The 18,129-nt window shown below is 51.1% G+C and carries 21 protein-coding genes; 6 read left to right on the top strand and 15 right to left on the bottom strand.

The window, feature by feature from the left end:
* Positions 1-109: 109 nt before the first annotated feature.
* The 4 genes from ACT3R7_RS18305 to ACT3R7_RS18290 all read left to right on the top strand — a co-directional run bounded on the left by ACT3R7_RS18305 (position 110) and on the right by ACT3R7_RS18290 (position 3,509).
* Positions 110-1,504, top strand: a complete 1,395-nt coding sequence (locus tag ACT3R7_RS18305) for a GntP family permease (RefSeq protein WP_417419884.1) — start codon at positions 110-112, stop codon at positions 1,502-1,504.
* Between the two features lie 103 nt (positions 1,505-1,607).
* Positions 1,608-2,375: a DUF1538 family protein gene (locus ACT3R7_RS18300; RefSeq protein WP_417419883.1), complete on the top strand. Its 768-nt coding sequence runs from the start codon at positions 1,608-1,610 to the stop codon at positions 2,373-2,375.
* Positions 2,372-3,169: a Na,Li,K/H(+) antiporter subunit UmpB gene (gene umpB, locus ACT3R7_RS18295; protein WP_417419882.1), complete on the top strand. Its 798-nt coding sequence runs from the start codon at positions 2,372-2,374 to the stop codon at positions 3,167-3,169. Before ACT3R7_RS18300 ends, umpB begins: the two co-directional genes overlap by 4 nt.
* Positions 3,159-3,509 carry a P-II family nitrogen regulator gene (locus tag ACT3R7_RS18290; protein WP_417419881.1) on the top strand — a complete coding sequence of 117 codons (351 nt, stop codon included), beginning with the start codon at positions 3,159-3,161 and terminating at the stop codon, positions 3,507-3,509. Before umpB ends, ACT3R7_RS18290 begins: the two co-directional genes overlap by 11 nt.
* Before the next feature lie 8 nt (positions 3,510-3,517).
* On the opposite strand, the gene ACT3R7_RS18285 is transcribed toward ACT3R7_RS18290, so the two are convergent.
* From ACT3R7_RS18285 to ACT3R7_RS18275, 3 genes are read right to left on the bottom strand one after another with little or no spacing between them, the layout of a single operon-like run.
* Entirely contained in the window at positions 3,518-4,441 is a 924-nt protein-coding gene (locus ACT3R7_RS18285) for a metal ABC transporter permease (RefSeq protein ID WP_192537939.1), read from the bottom strand.
* Positions 4,442-4,458: 17 nt separating this feature from the next.
* Positions 4,459-5,286: a metal ABC transporter ATP-binding protein gene (locus tag ACT3R7_RS18280; RefSeq protein WP_192537934.1), complete on the bottom strand. Its 828-nt coding sequence runs from the start codon at positions 5,284-5,286 to the stop codon at positions 4,459-4,461.
* A 6-nt stretch (positions 5,287-5,292) separates the two neighbouring features.
* On the bottom strand, positions 5,293-6,210 hold the full coding sequence (locus ACT3R7_RS18275; protein ID WP_417419880.1) for a metal ABC transporter solute-binding protein, Zn/Mn family: 918 nt from the start codon (positions 6,208-6,210) through the stop codon (positions 5,293-5,295).
* A gap of 148 nt (positions 6,211-6,358) precedes the next feature.
* On the opposite strand from ACT3R7_RS18275, the gene mntR reads away from it, so the two are divergent.
* Complete coding sequence (gene mntR, locus ACT3R7_RS18270; protein ID WP_417419879.1) at positions 6,359-6,850, top strand: manganese-binding transcriptional regulator MntR; 492 nt, start codon at positions 6,359-6,361, stop codon at positions 6,848-6,850.
* 3 nt (positions 6,851-6,853) lie between these two features.
* Here mntR and ACT3R7_RS18265 read toward each other — a convergent pair whose 3' ends face one another.
* From ACT3R7_RS18265 to ACT3R7_RS18210, 12 genes are all read right to left on the bottom strand, one after another.
* The gene (locus ACT3R7_RS18265; protein ID WP_417419878.1) at positions 6,854-7,558 is read right to left on the bottom strand and encodes an RES family NAD+ phosphorylase; all 705 of its coding nucleotides are present in this window, start codon (positions 7,556-7,558) and stop codon (positions 6,854-6,856) included.
* Entirely contained in the window at positions 7,552-7,950 is a 399-nt protein-coding gene (locus tag ACT3R7_RS18260) for an antitoxin Xre-like helix-turn-helix domain-containing protein (RefSeq protein WP_193091433.1), read from the bottom strand. The genes ACT3R7_RS18265 and ACT3R7_RS18260 overlap by 7 nt, the downstream gene beginning before the upstream one ends.
* 149 nt (positions 7,951-8,099) lie before the next feature.
* Entirely contained in the window at positions 8,100-9,389 is a 1,290-nt protein-coding gene (locus ACT3R7_RS18255) for a TRAP transporter large permease (RefSeq protein ID WP_417419877.1), read from the bottom strand.
* Complete coding sequence (locus ACT3R7_RS18250; protein WP_417419876.1) at positions 9,386-9,892, bottom strand: TRAP transporter small permease; 507 nt, start codon at positions 9,890-9,892, stop codon at positions 9,386-9,388. The genes ACT3R7_RS18255 and ACT3R7_RS18250 overlap by 4 nt, the downstream gene beginning before the upstream one ends.
* A gap of 80 nt (positions 9,893-9,972) precedes the next feature.
* The gene (locus ACT3R7_RS18245) at positions 9,973-10,959 is read right to left on the bottom strand and encodes a TRAP transporter substrate-binding protein (protein ID WP_417419875.1); all 987 of its coding nucleotides are present in this window, start codon (positions 10,957-10,959) and stop codon (positions 9,973-9,975) included.
* Between the two features lie 57 nt (positions 10,960-11,016).
* Positions 11,017-11,595 (bottom strand): peroxidase-related enzyme, encoded by a 579-nt coding sequence (locus tag ACT3R7_RS18240; RefSeq protein ID WP_417419874.1) that lies wholly within the window; start codon positions 11,593-11,595, stop codon positions 11,017-11,019.
* The gene (locus ACT3R7_RS18235) at positions 11,592-12,101 is read right to left on the bottom strand and encodes a CMD domain-containing protein (RefSeq protein WP_417419873.1); all 510 of its coding nucleotides are present in this window, start codon (positions 12,099-12,101) and stop codon (positions 11,592-11,594) included. Before ACT3R7_RS18235 ends, ACT3R7_RS18240 begins: the two co-directional genes overlap by 4 nt.
* 43 nt (positions 12,102-12,144) lie before the next feature.
* Entirely contained in the window at positions 12,145-13,614 is a 1,470-nt protein-coding gene (locus tag ACT3R7_RS18230; RefSeq protein WP_417419872.1) for an NAD(P)-binding domain-containing protein, read from the bottom strand.
* Entirely contained in the window at positions 13,611-15,320 is a 1,710-nt protein-coding gene (locus ACT3R7_RS18225) for an aminotransferase class V-fold PLP-dependent enzyme (RefSeq protein WP_441675106.1), read from the bottom strand. Before ACT3R7_RS18225 ends, ACT3R7_RS18230 begins: the two co-directional genes overlap by 4 nt.
* On the bottom strand, positions 15,250-15,717 hold the full coding sequence (locus tag ACT3R7_RS18220; protein ID WP_441675108.1) for an Lrp/AsnC family transcriptional regulator: 468 nt from the start codon (positions 15,715-15,717) through the stop codon (positions 15,250-15,252). The genes ACT3R7_RS18225 and ACT3R7_RS18220 overlap by 71 nt, the downstream gene beginning before the upstream one ends.
* 209 nt (positions 15,718-15,926) lie before the next feature.
* Positions 15,927-16,712, bottom strand: coding sequence for a DUF3750 domain-containing protein (locus tag ACT3R7_RS18215; protein WP_441675110.1), 786 nt, complete (start codon positions 16,710-16,712; stop codon positions 15,927-15,929).
* Between the two features lie 15 nt (positions 16,713-16,727).
* Positions 16,728-17,153: a DUF488 domain-containing protein gene (locus ACT3R7_RS18210; protein ID WP_441675112.1), complete on the bottom strand. Its 426-nt coding sequence runs from the start codon at positions 17,151-17,153 to the stop codon at positions 16,728-16,730.
* Between the two features lie 243 nt (positions 17,154-17,396).
* Between ACT3R7_RS18210 and ACT3R7_RS18205 the strand changes: the two genes are divergently transcribed.
* Complete coding sequence (locus ACT3R7_RS18205; protein ID WP_192539669.1) at positions 17,397-17,843, top strand: Rrf2 family transcriptional regulator; 447 nt, start codon at positions 17,397-17,399, stop codon at positions 17,841-17,843.
* The last annotated feature ends 286 nt before the right edge of the window (positions 17,844-18,129 follow it).

Here is an 18,129-nt window from a genome sequence, read left to right as displayed (position 1 = left end):
GCTACTACTTTAGTCCCCCTACCATTGCTGCTTTGCAACATACTGCCTAGTATCCAAACCTTGGCGCTTATTTAATATTACTAATTTATATTTCTCTGGAGCAAAGAACATGGGCACGTTGGCGATTGCTGTTTCTCTGCTGTTATTGATGTTCCTGGCCTATCGAGGTATTTCGGTTCTCTTACTTGCGCCGTTAATGGCATCACTTGCGGTACTGTTATCCGGTGACGGTGCATTTTTACTGCCGATCTATACCGACACGTTTATGCAGGCGCTGGGGAACTACGTTATGCAGTTCTTTCCGCTATTCTTGCTGGGCGCACTGTTTGGTCAATTGATGGCGGACTCCGGCGCGGCGCAGTCCATCTCCAACGGTATCGTCAGCAAGCTGGGCACCCACCACGTTGTGCTCACGGTGGTGCTTGCCTGCGCCGTACTTACCTACGGCGGCGTTTCATTGTTCGTAGTGGCGTTTGCCATTTACCCCATCAGCCGCGAGCTGTTTCGCCAAGCCAATGTTCCCAAACGCTTAATTCCGGCCAGTATTGCTCTGGGATCCTTCACCTTTACCATGACGGCCCTGCCGGGGACCCCCGCCATTCAAAATGCGATTCCTATCCCCTTTTTTGAAACCAATAGTTTTGCCGCGCCGGGGCTTGGGATTATTGCGGGGCTTATTATGCTAGGATTGGGTACTACCTACATACAGTCCCGCGTAAAAAAAGCGGCTGCCAACGGTGAAGGCTACGGCACTCATAAAGAGCGTGAAACAAGCACGGATAACGCCGACGCAACGCCCATCACGATGCCCCTGGCACTCGCAATAATTCCTTTGATAATGGTTATTGGCCTTAACGCCCTGTTTACCTACGGCATTTTTCCATCGCTGGATTTAAGCTTTATCAGTGAGGCCTTCGAAAATGTATCGCCAGACGCTCAGACCGGGCTCTGGGCGATTCTAATTGCGCTGTTAAGCGCATCGGCGTGGCTGATCATTACGCGCTGGAAATATTGGCTGGATTTAAAAGACACCGTCAATAGAGGCGTCATGGGGTCGCTGTTACCGATTTTTAATACAGCTTCAGAAGTCGGCTATGGCGCCGTGATCGCAAGCCTTGCCGGCTTTGCAATTATTCGTGATGCGGTGCTTAACGTATCACCCAATAATCCGTTGATTTCCGAGGCGCTCGCCATGAGCGTACTGGCGGGGATTACCGGGTCCTCATCAGGCGGCCTTTCAATCGCTCTGCAAACCCTAGGCAGTGAGTACCTAGCAATGGCCCAGGAAGCGGGTATTAATCCTGAGCTAATGCACCGTGTGGCTTCAATAGCCGCAGGCGGTATGGATACCCTGCCCCATTCCGGCGCGGTAATCACCCTGCTGGCTATTTGTGGTCTCACTCATCGTCAGTCTTATGCCAACGTTGCGATGGTCACGATAGTGCTACCCGTGATCGCACTTATCAGCGTGATTACCTTGGGTACCTTATTTGGCAGTTTCTGAGTTTAAAGAACGAGCATTTGCGTAAGATCAAAATTTTATACGAGGAAAACCGTTATTCTTTCTATCACCTCCCATTAACACACTACCCTCGGCCTGATGAAGCATGGAAATAGTCGTATCGCTTGTAAGGCAAATGCGTGAAAGCCTGCGCGACCTAGCCCCAGTAGTATTGGTCATGGCTTTTTTTCAATTGGTGGTTCTCCGCCAATCTCTACCCTCAACACTTGACCTGGCTGACCTGCTAACGGGTCTAATATGTGTTGTTATTGGGCTGACGCTTTTTATCAAAGGGCTTGAGTTCGGTCTATTTCCGGTAGGCGAAAGTTTAGCGCGCGCATTTGTCACCAAAGGGTCTCTTGTGTGGCTTCTGCTGTTTGCCTTTGCCCTAGGGTTTGGCTCAACAGTTGCCGAACCCGCCCTGATAGCCGTTGCCAATCAAGCTGCTAACGTTGTCGCCGAAGGCGGTCTTATCAATCACACCGATGCTGCCCGCCAGATGTTTGCGTCAAGCTTACGTATGGTGGTGGCTGCTTCCGTGGGTAGTGCCGTGGTTGTAGGCGTACTACGGATTTTCAAAGGCTGGCCGCTGCACTTAATGATCATCAGCGGCTACGTGATCGTACTTTTATTAACACTATTAGTGCCTGCAGAAATAGTGGGTATCGCCTACGACTCCGGCGGCGTCACTACATCAACCATTACCGTGCCGCTGGTAACCGCGCTAGGTGTAGGTTTGGCGTCATCCATTAAGGGGCGCAGCCCTATGCTGGACGGTTTTGGCTTGATTGCTTTTGCGTCGGTGATGCCGATTATTTTTGTGCTGCTGTTTAGCATTATTGGCTTACCTTTTCTCCCCGGTGTGGCCTTATGAACTTATGGGGCACGCTATGGGATACGCTGCTGGATATACTGCCTATTGTGGCGGTAATCTTTGGCTTTCAATACGGGGTGATACGTAAGCCCATAAAACATCTGGCTCGAGTTATTGTGGGCTTTGTGATGGTCTGGATAGGTCTATCACTTTTTTTAGTGGGTCTTGAACAGGCACTTTTCCCCATGGGTGAGTTGATGGCCACCCAGCTAACCAATGCCGATTTTTTACCCATGCTTGAAGAAGGCGCACAGCGACATTGGCGTGATTACTTTTGGGTCTATGTATTCGCGTTTACCATTGGTGCCAGCACCACGCTTGCTGAGCCTTCGTTAATTGCAGTGTCCATTAAGGCAGGCGAAATATCCGGCGGAACGATTAACCCTCTTATGCTGCGTATTGCCGTTTCGCTGGGTATGGCACTCGGCATTACGCTAGGCGCCTGGCGAATCGTGATGGGCTGGCCGTTACATTGGTTTATCTTTGCGGCTTACCTACTGGTGATTATTCAAACGCTTCGCTCACCGCGCTCCATTATTCCGCTGGCCTTTGATTCAGGCGGGGTCACTACCTCTACCATTACCGTGCCCATTATTGCTGCGCTAGGGCTCGGCTTGGCATCCTCCATCCCAGGACGAAGCCCTCTAATGGACGGATTTGGAATGATCGCACTGGCCTGTCTATTTCCCATCATTAGCGTTATGGGGTACGCCCAGATCGCACAGTGGGCCAGTAAATGTAAACCTAAGAAAAAACCTCAGCAAATGCCAAGAGAAGACAACAATGCGCTTTAAATTGATTGTGGCACTGGTCGAAGATGAAAGAACCGACGCTCTTTTAAAGGCGGCACGTGACGCGGGCGCCACGGGAGCGACCGTCATCAACAATGCCCGGGGCGAAGGCCTGGAAAAAGCCCGAGGCATTTTCGGTATGGAGATTACGGCTCAGCGCGATATGCTGCTTTTTTTGGCGGAAGAGCATATTAGTCGCCATATTCTAGAAGCCATTGCTCGTGTGGGCGAGTTCGATGAGACCTCAGGCACCGGGATCGCCTTTCAACTTGATGTGGAAGATGCCGTTGGCGTCAAACATCAAATTGAAGCGCTTTCCGGCGCTCCCGGCTCGCCCCTTTAACATGGCTGCTAGCCCATTCTCCAATGGCGCCACTGCCTTGAAATAAGACCCTGCTTGGGCGAAAAGAGCAGCGCCATCACGAAGAATGCAAATGCCACCAATACAATGGCACCGCCGGAGGCAACGTTAAACACAACCGATAGCCAAAGCCCGATGACCGCAGAGCAAACGCCGATAGATACCGAAATCAGCAGCATTATTTTGAAACGATCCGTTAGCAGATGCGCCGTTGCCCCTGGGGTAATTAACATCGCCACTACGAGAATAATGCCCACAGTTTCCAAGCTGGCAACAATCGTCAAGGTTAGTAAAAGAATCAGGCCGTAATGAATAATTTGAGTATTAAAACCTAGCGCTTGCGCCTGCTGGGGATCAAAGGCATATAACAGCAAAGGGCGATACGCGAGCCACACCGTTAAAATGGCAATGACGCTGGCAACAAAGGTGAGCATTAGCGCTGAATGCTTAACCCCCAATACGTTGCCAAATAAAATGTGCATTAAGTGGGTGCTGGAAGCCAGCTTACTGATAATCACCACCCCCAGGGCAAACGAGGCGGTAAACATCAGCCCCATTGCGGCATCGGATTTGATCCGCGTGTTTCTTTCAATCGCCCCGATACCCACCGATGTCAGTGCGCCGGTAATAAATGCGCCCACAAAAAAAGGCCATCCCAGCAAGTACGCAATCGCCACACCAGGCAGCACGGCATGGGAAATGGCATCGCCTAAAAGCGACCAGCGCTTTAGCACTACATAGCAGGAAAGCATTCCACAAATGGCGCCAACCAGAACCGATGTAAGCAGCGCCCGTTGCATAAACGCATATTGAAAGGCATCGGATACGCTGCTGGGCAACAGGTTAACCACGGTCATTAATGCCGTTATCAATCCACTTACCAGGGCGTCGCTAAACGCTTCAATCATCAACATACTATCAACCACGTTATTTACCCTTGAGCGGGGCCATAGGCAGCCCCTGGCATTGTTTGACGATCATTGACGGTCTGTTCGGTTGAGCTAACCGCAAGCTCCGCCAGTTTTGCTTCACTTAGCATTTCTTCCGGCGTACCGGTGCCTCGTACAAAACGGTTGATCAGCACGACATGATCCACATGGCGACGTGCACCCGGCATATCATGAGTGACCATAATCACGGTATTACCCGCCTCCCGCTCACGGCGCAGTACCGAAAGAATAAGTTTTTCGCTAGGCGGATCAACACCCGCCAATGGCTCATCCAAAAGTAAAATATTAGCCTGCTGGGCAAGCGCCCGAGCTAACAGCACACGTTTTTTCTGGCCGCCAGAAAGCTCTCCGATCGGCCGATCCGCATAGGCCAGCATATCCACGGCCACCAACGCGTCTCGCACCGCTTCGCTATGCCGAGCATGGTGCCAGCGAGCAGGCAGCAGCCTGCGCCACAAGGCATCCTGTCGCATATGCCCATAGCGCCCCCCCATGACGGTTTCCCATACCGAGACGGGAAAGTCCCATTCAATCGCCTCTCGCTGGGCCATATAGGCGATATGCCCTGCCCGGCGATGGATGACAATCGGCTCGTCAAAGGCCTTTACACTGCCCTGCAGCGGCTTCATGCTGCCGGTCAATACGTGAAACAGCGTCGACTTACCCGCACCGTTTGGCCCAACGATCGCCGTCCATTTGCCCTTGGGAAATGCAAGCTCGATGTTCTCTAGCACGGTGTTTCGCTGATAAGCCGCGTACAGGCCCTTCACTTCGATAGCTGCCACGGCACTCTGTGTGTTTCCTGTCATGGTGGGTTACTCGGTTGCCAACGCGCGACGCAACATCGCAACGTTATGCCTTAACATTGCAAAATAATCTCCCGCCTCACCGTCAGGCTCGCTGAGCGAATCCACATACAGCGGACCCGCCACAGGAATACCCGTGTCTTCGGCAAGGCTTGAAACATAGCGGTCTGAAATCGTACTTTCCCAGAAAATTGCCGCTGGCTGACGTTCGTTAATCATATCGATTACCCGCATGAGCTGACGGGGCGAGCCTTCCGTTTCGGCGTTATTACCCCAAATACCGTCATGCTCAAATCCGTAGGCATCGGAAAAGTACAGAAACGCCGCTTCGCTGGAGAGCAAGACACGACGCTCTTCAGGAATATCGCTCAGCGCCTTTTGAAGCTCCGCATGAAGTTCCTGCAGCTCTGCCGTCACGGCTTTTGCGCGGGCTTCAATACCCTCAGCCTGTTCAGGCAATAAACCTTCCAATTCACTGGCGATCACCTCTACATAAGCGATAGCTGCCCGTGGATCGGTCCACATGTGTGGGTCTACATCACCCTGCATATCGCCGATAGCAATATGCTGAACCGGGTATTCAGAGGCCTCGGCAACAGGAATCAAGGCAACGTTGTCTTGAGTGGTCGCCTCTACCTGACGCATCCATTGCTCCAGCTGGTAGCCGTTATAGAAAACGATATCGGCATCTTCCAGGGCCGCAAAATTGTCCGGCGTCAACTCCCACTCATGTACTTCGGCATTTATCGGCGTCAGCACAGACACATGTGCATCATTGCCCGCCACCTTGGCAACTAAATCGCCCAATACTGAAAAGGTGGAGACAACGTTAATAGGGGGTGAGAGCGTTTGCGCATGAGCGGTTGTAATGCTGCTCACCGCAGCAAGCAATAAGACCGTTTTTAACCATGCTTTTCGCTGGCTCATACCGTACTCCATTCAGGATCGCTTTAGTTACAACTTTAGCTCAACAAAAAAGCATTGTGCAAATAGTTTAGCCTTGGCTAACAATTATTTCATAAAATGCGCTACCATGCCCCATTAGGATTTCCATTCACCTCGATACAGTTTACCAATGAGTGATAACGAACAGTCGCATCCCAACGCCGCCGCCAGTATGAGCAACAGCAACTGTGGCGATGCATTACCGCCCGTTGGTCAACATACACGGCAATACGAAACCGTGCGTAATGCCCATGAGACCGAGTTAATCGAAGATTATGTCGAGCTAATTGGTGACTTGATTCGCCATCGAGGTGAAGCCCGAGCCGCCGATATCGCCAACCGAATGGGCGTAAGCCAGGCAACGGTCTCCAAGATGATCCGGCGTTTAAACGAGCTTGGGTTGGTCACCAGCAGGCCCTACCGTTCTCTGTTTTTAACGGAGGAAGGCCAAAAAATGGCGGAAATTTCCAGGAAGCGACATGATATTGTCCTGCATTTTTTGCGCGCCCTAGGTGTCAATGACACTACCGCGCGGATAGATGCCGAAGGCATGGAGCATCATGTCAGTGATGAAACGTTAACGATTATGCAGGGTTTTATCGACCAGCATGCTAAACGCTAGCGGCTATGCGTCGATCTGATAGGCGCTTAGTTGGTTAACCTGCGCAACACTACCGTTCCAAATCATTTCCAGATGGGTCGTCTGAACGACATCGCTTACCTGTCGAGGTGTCATGAGCGCCCAGCACGTGGCTTCAGGTTCACGTACCGAGTGATAACGAAGCCCGCCTGCCTGAGCCTCACGCACTGACCAGCCAAGTACTCTTGAAGTACGGTAGTCACTAGGGGCGTAAATCGGGTTGGAGCGTTTAAGCACTGTTGCGTCCCGACAGCCTCGCTCATTAAATGCGCACTTCAAGCCACGAAAAACGAAGCGCTCAAAGTGCAGGCCTGCAACCTTCGCCCAGTAAATTTGTTGATGATATTTCACTTCCGCAATTGCAGTTGCCAAATTATCGGCCACGTACAACACCCCAAACCCGCCATCACTAAACCGTGACCCGCTGGGGTTTACGTGGGTAAACGGTGCCACGGCGTATGAGCATCCGCGAATACCAAACGGTATCTCCTTAACGGGCAACAGGGCCAGATTACCTACTTGATTTTGCAGACGCGGGTTGGTTAATGCCTGAAGCGCATGCAGCGCCGCAAACTCATCTTCGTCGGCGACATCATCAAATAGGTCTATCGGCGGAAACTTACTGTTAATCAACCGATAGCCAATAACGGGCTGAGCGGGCAGCTCGGGCAGTGTTTCAAGCGCTACCATTGCGCGCCTCGCAGGCTATCAATGCGCTTGAACGTTTCATAGAGCGCGGCAAAGTCACCGCTACTCATCACATCCAACGGCGTACGCCCGTTAAAATAGGGATTATGGTTTGTCATTTTGACGAACCCGTAGAGGTTATCCGGGTTTTCAAACAGCATACGCAGTGCCGCGTGAATATTAAGCAGATAACTGATCCGTGTCAGCTGGTCGCTATCAAGCTTTATCTCGTCAATATCGCCCCGCCTCGCTCGAGCATAAGTACTGTGAGATACCCGCAGTATGGCTTCGCCCTGCTCTCCACTCGCCCGCCATTTATCCAAAATGCGAACGGCGGCTTTTAAACCGGCAGCCGCGGCAGCTTTGTTCTGAGCAATATTATTGGCTGTTTGCATAACAGCTCCCTTTGATCTATCTGTAAATACTAGAATATAAAAAAAGTATCTGCAAACATAGGAAAGGCTTTGGTTGATAAAAACGGCTTTTAGAGGCACAAAAAAAGCCCCATGCCGTTTTTTCCAGACATGGGGCCTAACTAATACGCTTAAAACGCTTTAGGGAACATCATTTGAGGCAGGAACAAAAATACGCTGGGCAGAAGAATAAGTGCCAAGATGACCGCCATGATTAATCCAACCAAAGGTAGCACTGCCATAAAAGCACGCGGCATGGAAACTTCACCAATTTGGGTGGCGATTAACAAGCAAATGCCATAGGGCGGCGTTATCAGGCCCAGAGTTAATGACAAGATAACCACTAATGCCATGTGGATTTGATTAATATCCGCAGCGATACAAATACCCTGAATAATCGGCAAGAAAATAATAACGGCCGTCACGGGGCTTAATACCGTCCCGATCACTAGCATAAAGAACATCACCATCAGCATGATGCCAACACGGTGGTCAGTCACCGATAAAATGAAGTTGGCGACATCCTGGGCAATCCCCAGATAAGAAATTAACCAGCCCATAATGCCCGCCGAGGCAACCGCAAACATAGGCAGCGAAAAAGAGATTGCTGACTCTGCCAGAATAGACGGCAATTGCTTAAAACGAATCGCGCGATAAAACACAACCGCTAGAATCAAGCCGACTAATACCGCTACCGATGCGGCTTCTGTCGCGGTAAAAACACCGGTGGTAATACCGCCAAGCACCACGAGAGGCAAGGCCATCGGCGGAGCCGCGACAATCGCAGTGCGCCCCATTTGCTTAAAGGAAAACTTGCCTGTCGCTTTAATATTTTCCCGCTTGGCGATGTAGTAGACGTAGCCCATTTGCATAAGCCCTACCAGAACCCCTGGAAGGACGCCGCCTAGAAAAAGCGCACCGACCGATACGTTGCCAAACGCACCGTAAATAACCATCAGAATCGAAGGCGGAATAATACCGCCTAATACCGATGAGGCAGCGGTTAAAGCAACGGCAAAGGGAGCCGGATAGCCCGACTTTTTCATCGCCGGAATCAACACGGCGCCAACGCTTGCCGTATCGGCCGCGGCCGAGCCGGAGAGACTGGCAAACATCATGGAGACCATGACGTTAATATGCCCAAGCCCACCGCGCACATGCCCGACTGAACTATCAGCAAATTTGAGCAGGCGATCCGTGATCCCGCCATCATTCATCAGGCGTCCCAGTAATAGAAAAAACGGGACGGCTAAAAGCGGAAACGAATTAATGCTGGCAAACATCTGGTTGGCAACCGACGTCAGCGACAGCCCCATTTCCAAAATAGTAAAAATAGACGCCAAGCCAATAGCAAAGGCAATCGGCACACTCAGTGCGATCAGCAGTAAAAAGCTGCCGATTAGTATAATTAGTGGGCTCATGAGCCTTCCACCTCATTCATTCGCTTGACCTTGCCGCCATTGCAAAGCGCCACCATATCGTCGTAAATAACTTCAATGGAAAATAAAAGCATAGCGAGGCCGGCAACAGGCAAGGCAGCAAATACATAGGCCATCGGCGTTCCCAGCGCTACCGAACGACGATTCCACCCCATATCCACCAGAATATTGCCATGCACCACCAGCACATAAATCAGCGGCAGGCAGGCTAGGCTGCCAAATAGGCGCAGCACACGCTGGGTAATGACAAACTGTGGGGGGAAAATATCGATCACATAGTGCTTGCGCTTACGCACTGCAACCGCCGCGCCAATAAATACCGCCCAAATAAAACAAGCCATTGCCACTTCATCTGTCCAGGAGACAGAGATTTTTAAGTAATTTCGCGCAACTACTTGATAGAGAACGGTCAAGATAAAAGCGGCAAACAAAGACCCCGCTAAACACAGCAAGAGCTTTTCCACTACATCATTGATTTTCCGCATTCGTCTGTCCTTTTATTGGCACGCGCCGCTTCTCCGCCCCACGCTGTGGTGCAAAGAAAGCGGCATGCTGGTCAAGGTCTTTATAGGCTGCGGATAGTCTCGAGCAGGTCAGTTAAACCGCGCTCTTCAGCAAACTCATCGTGCAAAGGCACCACTTGATCGATAAACGCCTGTTTATCAACCTCCGTCACGGTAACCCCGAGGTCTTCAAACTGCTTGATAAACTCGGCATCGTACTCAACCCCCTTCTCAGTGCCATATTCACCGGCATGCTGAGCCGCTTGCTGAATAATGGTCTGATCTTCTTCAGAGAACCGATTGAAGCGGTTTTCGCTGATCGAGATGTGGCTCATCATGATCTGGTGTTCCGTTTTGGCATGAAACGGTGCTACTTCGTATAAACGGCTTGAAAGATAGCCGCTAATAGTGCTCTCGAACGCACCAACAACACCGGTCTGCAAGCCGGTATAAATTTCTGTCCAGGGAAGCGACGTAGTTAATGCACCCGCCAGTTGCCATGTTTCAGCATCCAGGCGCGAACCTGTAACGCGCATTTTTACGCCTTCCAAATCAGACGGCTCTACGACCGGACCGGTATTGGTACTCAGGTTACGCGTTCCGCCGCCGGTCAAACTCAAAAGATTTAGCCCAACGCCAGCATCGGTCATAGCCTGATCAAAATAACTATAAACCGCCGACTCAGGAGCGGTTGCCGCACGGAACTCATCCATGTCCTGGAACAGATAGTTAAGGCTGAAAATTTCGAAATCCGGAACATAGGGAGCCACATTCATCACCCCACCAATGATCATATCCGTGGTGCCAATGCGAATCTCATCCACCATGGTCTGGTCATTGCCTAACTGACCGCCCGGGAAAATTTGCACCGTAATACGATTATCCGTCGCTTCTTCAACCTCTGCCTTAAAGGCTTCTGCAGCGTCAATCCAGGGGTGTGGCGCACTCACTACGGTACCCAGACGCAGGGTTTCTGCCAGTGCCGGGGATGCCATCAACAAGGATACAGCGCTTACCAATGCCAGACGGGGGAACGTATGTTTAATCATGGGAAGTCCTTAGAGTGTGCCAACGTTTTTTTAATTTTCAGTGTCAGGGCTTAAAAATCAGAGGTTAGAAACAGGTTCGCCAAGGGTGTGCATTAACCGGTTTGCCCAGCCAAACAGCGTGGTTGAAAGTGTTAAATCAACAATTTCCTGATCGTCAAGACCCACATCGCGCAAGCTTTGAATATCACTATCGGTTACGTTAGGTGGGCACTCGGACAGGCGCATCGCGAACTTTAAAATAGCCCTGATGCGAGGTTCCAGATCCGCCTCTTTACCGCACAAGAAGATATCCTGCATGACCTTTTCATCGCCCACGATATTGTTATAACGATGGGCATGAACGGCCGCGCAGTAAATGCAGCGATTGACCACGGAGGCAGCCACCGCGCCTAACTCACGCTCATCCCGCGACAGCCCGCCTTTATCGTACATAATGCCGTTAAACAACGAGGTACGAATCCGCAACGACTCAGGATCGTGCGCCAGCACCAGCACATAATCAGAGACTTTAGTATTGGAAGGCGTTTCTTTCAGCGCTTCATGCTGGGCAGGCGTGGCGCTATCTAAGTCGATAGGCGTGATATAGGGGCGCCAGGTGGGGATTCGAGACGTAAATTTATGAATAACGCGGCTCATTTAACTTCTCCCACTTTATCTTTTCCCATCACGCTTAGTACCGCCGCAACGCGCAGCTGATAGTTAACAAATGCCACTAGGCCTGCCAGCCGAACGATATCGCTTTCTTCAATACCCGCCTCTTTGAGCGCTTGAATATCTTCCTTCGTGGCATCGCGGGGGCGCTGGGTGACTAAATCAACGTAAGTCACCATGGCACAAAGGCGTATTTCGTTTGCGGGAGGCTGGTTACCAGGCTCGGCAAGCTGGTAAGGATCAGCATCGCTGCCATAGCCCGCGAGTAAATTAGCATAGTGCTGGGTCAAACCCGCCTGCTGGCAAATACGCGCCATCCGACATGACAGAGCCGCTCTGATGTCGGCAGGCACTTGGCCTGCATCACTCGGCAATAAAGCCGCTTCGTAGGAAGCCTGGGTGAGATCCATCAGCTTGTGGCGCACAGCCAGCGCATCTGCCAACGGGCCAGTAGAGGGCACATTAGCCGCTTGTTCTAATACATGAGTCATGGTGATTCCTTGCTTTTTAATACGCTACTTATTAATACGCCACTTAGGCGTTAGCAGTCGCATCAGGTAAAGGCGTCGCTTGCCACTCATCGCCTAATAATTCTGGCGAATCGTACTGCTCAAGCCGCTGCCAGTGACGTTCGACATCTTCCCGGTAAAGATTGGCGGCAATTGCACCTGCTAGCCAGCTTGCGCCCTCACTGATCCCTGGAATATCGCCACTGACCTTGCCCAGGCTCACGGTCGCGCCATAGTTAAAGCAGTGAATATTACGCAACCAGGGTGCGGCTCCCGGCTCACGCTCCTGGAACGCAAAGTCACGCTGTACGTAAGGAAAGTTACCTAACTCGTCGTTCTTAAGCTCGGCGGGCGGCTGGTAGCAATCGCGCCATAGCAGAATACGGTCGGCGTAGCCGGCAAGCTCTGTGCGCGCCAGGGGGTCGATTTCAAAACCGGTGCCCAGGATCAAATAATCACAACGCACAGTACCCTGCTGGGTTTCAATAACAATCTCATCGCCCTCCATTTGCATGGTTTTTACACCACAGTCAAAGTGGAAATAAGCATTGTTATGACGGCTAACGCGTAAGGTGGAGCCGCGGGGTGGCGGCGTTTGGGTGGCAAACGAGTAGTGCATAATTTGCCAGCGCCACTCATCGGGCAATGTGGCGTAGCCATGGGTAAAGCCAAAGGACCCGATGCCCATCATTTTATTGATAGTGGGCATCTGCGGGCGACGAATTAAAAAGCGTACTTCCTGAGCACCATGCTCCAATGCCTCGGCGGCATTATCAACCGCAGAAGCCCCTACCCCAATCACCACTACCCGCTTGTCTTTTAAACGTGCAAAGTCGATCTCATCCGCCGAGTGCGACCAGGCGTTGCCGGGCAGGTTATTAACGAATGCTGGAATTTTAGGTGCGCCAGTGCCTTCACGGCCAGTCGCCATTACTAGTTTTCGGGTAAGCACGGTGTTGCTGGGCGCACCGGCGCCTGAAAGCTCAAGCCTTAACAAATCACCTTCGGGCGTAACGTGCTCGACCTTTACGTCATTCTCAACGGGGAGCTTTAATACGTCGCGGTACCAGCTTAAATAGGCCATCCAGGTGGGGCGCGGAATTTTATCAAGCGCTTCCCATGCCGGGTTACCGAACTGCGCTTCATACCAAGCCCTGAACGTGAGCGATGCAAACCCATAACTGGGGCCAGGCAAGGTTTTGGGAGAGCGCAAGGTTTCCATACGCGCGTAGTTCAGCCAAGGGCCTTCTAGACCAGCCGGATTACGGTCGAAAATACGGATATTGCTAATGCCACCGGATAGCAGCGCAAAGGCTGCCACCATGCCGCACTGCCCGCCGCCAATAACCACCACATCATGCACAGGCTGCCCGTCTTCCATCACCTGGGGAGGTACCCAGTTAGCGGGTGGAATATTCAAACATGCCAAGTCGTATTGAACGCGGGCATTAAGCGCTTCTAAGCCAGCGCCCGCCAGTGAAGGGGTCATGGTCATTGCGTCATCTCGATTTGTGCCTGAATAGCCTGCTCCGCTTCATGAGGCCACCAGAACCAACGAACGGGTACATCTGTAAACGGCGCATTCACCTCTAACGGCAGCGCTGTGGCCTGCTCAACGAGCTGCTGAGCCTGAGCAAAGCAATCGTCTTTTTCTGCCATTATGGTCGGCGCTTGGCGAGCATATTGCGGCAGAAGCGCATCCAAGAGATTCGTTGGCGCTTGGGTGGCGCTTTGATGGCGAGCAAGCCAAACGCCACTGGTTTCATCCACGGAATACAGCTTCATCAGTACAGGTGCATAGCGGGCTATAAATTCGACTGCCGATATTACATAGTTAGCGGTCTCATTGCTAAAAAAGAAATTAAAACCGAGCCTTACCCAACCTGGGCGATATAAGCTTCTGCCTTTTCGGACTAAATCTTCATGTTCAACTGCCGTTTTTTCATCTATTGATAGCAGCTCATGACCATAAGGACCGGCACAGGAACAGCCACCCCTCGCCTGAATACCAAACAGGTCATTAAGCATGGCAACAATCAGGTTATGGTGAATGTCACGCCCACCCGCGCTTATATTGAATGAAAAGATCGCCAGTCGAGAAGCAGTCAAAGAGCCCAATAGATGAATATTGCTGACAGCTTGCCAACGTTTCATTGCCATCTCGACCAGCTCACTTTCGCGCGCCTCAATATTGGCAGCGCCGACCAGGTCTTTAATACGAAACGCAAAGCCCGCGCGAATATCGCCCAGGATGCCTGGTGTCCCGGCTTCTTCGCGCCGCTGAACGTTGGTTACATAGCGATGGTGCTGAGCCGTCACATAAGACACTGTGCCGCCGCCCGCCACGGAGGGTATGGGATTACGGCATAGCGCTTTGCGGATAACCAGAATGCCGGAGCTCCCCGGGCCACCCACAAATTTATGCGGCGACAAGAAAATCCCATCAATATGATCGCCCTCACCCGTGCCCGCTACGTCGATGCTCACATAAGGGCCACTGGCGGCATAATCGAGCAATACAATGCCTTCATGCCGGTGAACCAAGCGAGCCAGTGCGGCAACGTCTGTTTTAATACCGGTGACATTAGAAGCTGCGGAAAACGCCACCACCTTTGTCTTGCGGTCAGCGTACTCTTCAAGACCTAGCGCCAACGTCTCAAGGCAAGGGGTGCCGCTCTCGTTTAACGGAATACGCACCAGGTCTACATCGCACTCACGCCACACAAGGTCATTAGAGTGATGTTCAAAGGGTCCGAGAAAGACAACGGGCCTGGAAAGCGACAAGGATTCAGACGGGGTTTGAAGACCAAGAATATGGCTACAGCGATTAATCGCAGCCGTTGCCCCTGCGCCGGCAAAGATAACGGCGTAATCGGCATCAGCGCCTACAGAACTCATTACTGCCTGGCGGGCCGCTTCACGAAGTTGAGTGGTGGTTTTACCGGTATAGGAGGTTTCGGTGTGGGTATTAGCGTAAAACGGTAACACCTGATGTCGCATGGCTTCTTCAACCAACCCCAGCGCCCGGCCCGATGCCGTGTAGTCAGCGTATAGAAGAGGCCGAGGCCCAAATGGCCCAGGAATAACCTCTCCCTCGCCAATCACGTCATCACGAATATATTCAATCCATTCAGATGACGTCGCCGAGTGGCAGCTCGGTAGTTTTTTTGACCTGTTCCATTGAGAAGCATGATGTGACATTACTGAGCTCTATTTTAGCGATAAGCCTTTTATAAAAGGCATCAAACGATTGGTTATCGCGCGTAATGACCTTAAGCAAATAATCGTACTCTCCCGCTAGTCGATTAACTTCCATCACTTCGGGGAAGGACTGAACGGCTTCTTTAAAAGCATCCAGCCAGGTTTGATTGTGTTTATCAGTTTTAATCATGACAAACACGGTCAAGCCAAGATTAAGCTTTTCAGGGTTTAGGACGGCGATTCTTTTTTCGATCACACCCTCTTTCTCAAGGCGCTGGATTCGACGCCAGCAAGGGGTTACCGAAAGCCCTATGCCTTCTGCAAGCTGGGCAATAGAAAGGTTATCATTACGCTGAAGCTGTTCAATAATTTTCAAATCAAATCGATCAATAAGCAATTTATTTCTCCTGAAAGCTCTGAATAGGAATATATTTCCAAAACCACCACGAGAATACCAGTCAGAAGAAAGATTTTTTCATTGCGGCGCTTAATTACCAAACATTCAAAGCGCACAACAAAAGTGTAATTTCATAAAGCTTGCACTCAAACAATACATTAATAAAAAAGCTTATTTTAAATTAAAGCTATATTGCCCTTCTTAGTTATTTACTCTGTTACGAAAGGGCCATTACCTAAAACATTGGCAGGCATTCCTAAACGACCCACGCCGGGTAATTTAAGCGCAGGATGCTTAACGTCAATTCCTACAGAGAGCCCCAGCAGATTAACTTCAATACCTTCCTCAAGCGCCACCAGTAGCCCCGCCACACCGCCCAGTGAAAGCTGATAGCCGGTACCGCTTGGCACCGGGGCAATCAATGAATCAAACAAGTAATCCTTACCGACGGCCGTCACAGGCAGCGTGACATCAAACCCCTCGACTTCGCGAGCGACCCACGCAACAAACGTATTGCTATTAGGGCCTGGCCATATTCGATACTGTTCAGCGCTGGGGTAGCGGGCGATCGCGTCCTCAATAGCCGGAATAAGCACCGCCGCATCCTCCCCACGGTAATCGGCCAAAAGCGAAGGCGTATTGCCATACCAAGCACGATCCGGCATATCCTCCGCGGCGACAACCGTAGGTCGGCGCCAACTCATCACTTGATAAATATAATAGTGCGATGCCCCCGGCTTCTTCATTGCAATCCATGGATGCACGCCAAAAGCGCCACGCCAATTATAAGTATGGGCAGCATAGACCTGGATCACTGCATCGGCTGACGCGTCGGGATGCGGTGCCAACCCGGACGAAGAGCGGTCAAGCGTTGACCAATGCGCATCCGTCACAATCATGCCGCTGGCAAGCATCCACGCGGGGCCTACCAGCAACAAGCCAAGCGTCAACACTACCAGTAAAAACACGCGGAATACTCCGCGCTTTAATGTCATAAATAGCTCAAATAATTAGATCTCGGTCTGCTGGCTTAACATACAAGGTGAAGACGCTAGCTCGCGATCACCGCTGTCCTCTTCTTCTAAGGCACCCAAAAGCGCTTCACGCAAAATCGGCAAATGCGACTGCTCAAGCTGGCGTGAGGCGGTCAAAAGCGTAAGCTTTCTTTGCCGGGCGTAGCGCATTAGGGGCAGTAGCGCGTCAGAAGACTCTTTTAGCTCCAGCCGGTAACGGGTTTGAAAGGAGGCCTCGCTAATTTTTTGCTGATGATAATCACGCCTCAGGGCCGAGGAAGGCGCCGCATCCCGATACCAGTCGGTTAATGCTAAGGAGGCACGTTCTTTACCACGTGGCCATAGGCGGTCGACCAATATACGTGCGCCATCATGCTCTTCAAACGCTGAATAAACCCGCTTAAGGGCTATGTCATAGCTCATACGACCTCCCTGAGACAGCTTTTCCGTGCGGCTAATATGTACGAACACTGTGTATATCGTTTGTTCATGCTATACCCCCTTGCTAACGATTTATCTGTCATAGGTTAAAAAAACATCGACCCCAGACGAATAAGCATACATAGCGGCATCCAGGCTGTTCCTTGGTGATCCCGCTTAGGAAGGACGTTCCCCACGCCCGAAAAACGCCGTACAATGCAGCGTTTAATCCACCCTCGGTCTGCTATGCATTTAACTCGCTTTACGGATTATTCGATTCGCGTGCTGCTTTACCTGGCAACCAAGGGTGAACAGCGGACAACCATTACGGAAATTGCCGAGACGTTCTCGATCTCGCGCAATCACTTGATGAAAATCGTCCAGGAATTACATCAAAAAGAATACCTTAAAGCAATTCGCGGCAAACATGGCGGACTTTGGCTCAATCGCGCGCCCGAGCTTATTCGATTAGGCGCGTTGATACGAGACACCGAGCAGGAAATGGCGCTCGTCGAGTGTTTTAGAGACAACAATGCTTGCGTCATTACCCCTTCTTGTCGCCTAAAGCCGATTCTTAATGATGCGCTTGAAGCTTTCTTGGGGGTTTTGGATAATTACACGCTGGCAGATTTACTGCATGGCCGACAGAGTAAATTGGCTGCATTGATGAGGATTCCCACGGCCAACGTTTAGCCTTAATGCTTTAGTCTTGAGCCGCTTTCTTAAATTACGATTCTGTTTTCGTCCTGCATAACATGAGAAGATCTCATTCCCTGTACACATAGCCAGTAATGGATGCCAAAGCTGCCTGCTTCCTTTGGCTGCACGGTATATAAGCGTTATCTCGCCTTAAAATTTGAATACACTGCTTTGCCAAACAGGACATTAGATTAACTGCATAACACGCAGTGCGATGATTGGGCTGCACACCCTATAACCTCTGGCTATTTACCCTCATGTGCAGCATGCTCAAGGCTAG

The organism is Halomonas sp. AOP43-A1-21, from assembly GCF_052376775.1.
In the GTDB taxonomy this organism is placed as follows: Bacteria; Pseudomonadota; Gammaproteobacteria; order Pseudomonadales; family Halomonadaceae; genus Vreelandella; species Vreelandella colorata.
Note: the sequence above shows the minus strand (reverse complement) of the source record. Positions and strands in the feature narration are given on the sequence as shown.

What these genes read in the sequence shown, in the direction of transcription:
- ACT3R7_RS18305 (WP_417419884.1), top strand. Translation starts at nt 110, where the DNA reads ATGGGCACGTTGGCGATTGCTGTTTCTCTGCTGTTATTGATGTTCCTG.
- ACT3R7_RS18275 (WP_417419880.1), bottom strand. Translation starts at nt 6,210, where the DNA reads ATGAGCCAGCGAAAAGCATGGTTAAAAACGGTCTTATTGCTTGCTGCG.
- ACT3R7_RS18215 (WP_441675110.1), bottom strand. Translation starts at nt 16,712, where the DNA reads ATGACATTAAAGCGCGGAGTATTCCGCGTGTTTTTACTGGTAGTGTTG.
- ACT3R7_RS18210 (WP_441675112.1), bottom strand. Translation starts at nt 17,153, where the DNA reads ATGAGCTATGACATAGCCCTTAAGCGGGTTTATTCAGCGTTTGAAGAG.
- ACT3R7_RS18300 (WP_417419883.1), top strand. Translation starts at nt 1,608, where the DNA reads ATGGAAATAGTCGTATCGCTTGTAAGGCAAATGCGTGAAAGCCTGCGC.
- umpB (WP_417419882.1), top strand. Translation starts at nt 2,372, where the DNA reads ATGAACTTATGGGGCACGCTATGGGATACGCTGCTGGATATACTGCCT.
- mntR (WP_417419879.1), top strand. Translation starts at nt 6,359, where the DNA reads ATGAGTGATAACGAACAGTCGCATCCCAACGCCGCCGCCAGTATGAGC.
- ACT3R7_RS18265 (WP_417419878.1), bottom strand. Translation starts at nt 7,558, where the DNA reads ATGGTAGCGCTTGAAACACTGCCCGAGCTGCCCGCTCAGCCCGTTATT.
- ACT3R7_RS18205 (WP_192539669.1), top strand. Translation starts at nt 17,397, where the DNA reads ATGCATTTAACTCGCTTTACGGATTATTCGATTCGCGTGCTGCTTTAC.
- ACT3R7_RS18285 (WP_192537939.1), bottom strand. Translation starts at nt 4,441, where the DNA reads ATGTTGATGATTGAAGCGTTTAGCGACGCCCTGGTAAGTGGATTGATA.
- ACT3R7_RS18225 (WP_441675106.1), bottom strand. Translation starts at nt 15,320, where the DNA reads ATGTCACATCATGCTTCTCAATGGAACAGGTCAAAAAAACTACCGAGC.
- ACT3R7_RS18280 (WP_192537934.1), bottom strand. Translation starts at nt 5,286, where the DNA reads ATGACAGGAAACACACAGAGTGCCGTGGCAGCTATCGAAGTGAAGGGC.
- ACT3R7_RS18290 (WP_417419881.1), top strand. Translation starts at nt 3,159, where the DNA reads ATGCGCTTTAAATTGATTGTGGCACTGGTCGAAGATGAAAGAACCGAC.
- ACT3R7_RS18250 (WP_417419876.1), bottom strand. Translation starts at nt 9,892, where the DNA reads ATGCGGAAAATCAATGATGTAGTGGAAAAGCTCTTGCTGTGTTTAGCG.
- ACT3R7_RS18240 (WP_417419874.1), bottom strand. Translation starts at nt 11,595, where the DNA reads ATGAGCCGCGTTATTCATAAATTTACGTCTCGAATCCCCACCTGGCGC.
- ACT3R7_RS18235 (WP_417419873.1), bottom strand. Translation starts at nt 12,101, where the DNA reads ATGACTCATGTATTAGAACAAGCGGCTAATGTGCCCTCTACTGGCCCG.
- ACT3R7_RS18260 (WP_193091433.1), bottom strand. Translation starts at nt 7,950, where the DNA reads ATGCAAACAGCCAATAATATTGCTCAGAACAAAGCTGCCGCGGCTGCC.
- ACT3R7_RS18255 (WP_417419877.1), bottom strand. Translation starts at nt 9,389, where the DNA reads ATGAGCCCACTAATTATACTAATCGGCAGCTTTTTACTGCTGATCGCA.
- ACT3R7_RS18245 (WP_417419875.1), bottom strand. Translation starts at nt 10,959, where the DNA reads ATGATTAAACATACGTTCCCCCGTCTGGCATTGGTAAGCGCTGTATCC.
- ACT3R7_RS18230 (WP_417419872.1), bottom strand. Translation starts at nt 13,614, where the DNA reads ATGACCATGACCCCTTCACTGGCGGGCGCTGGCTTAGAAGCGCTTAAT.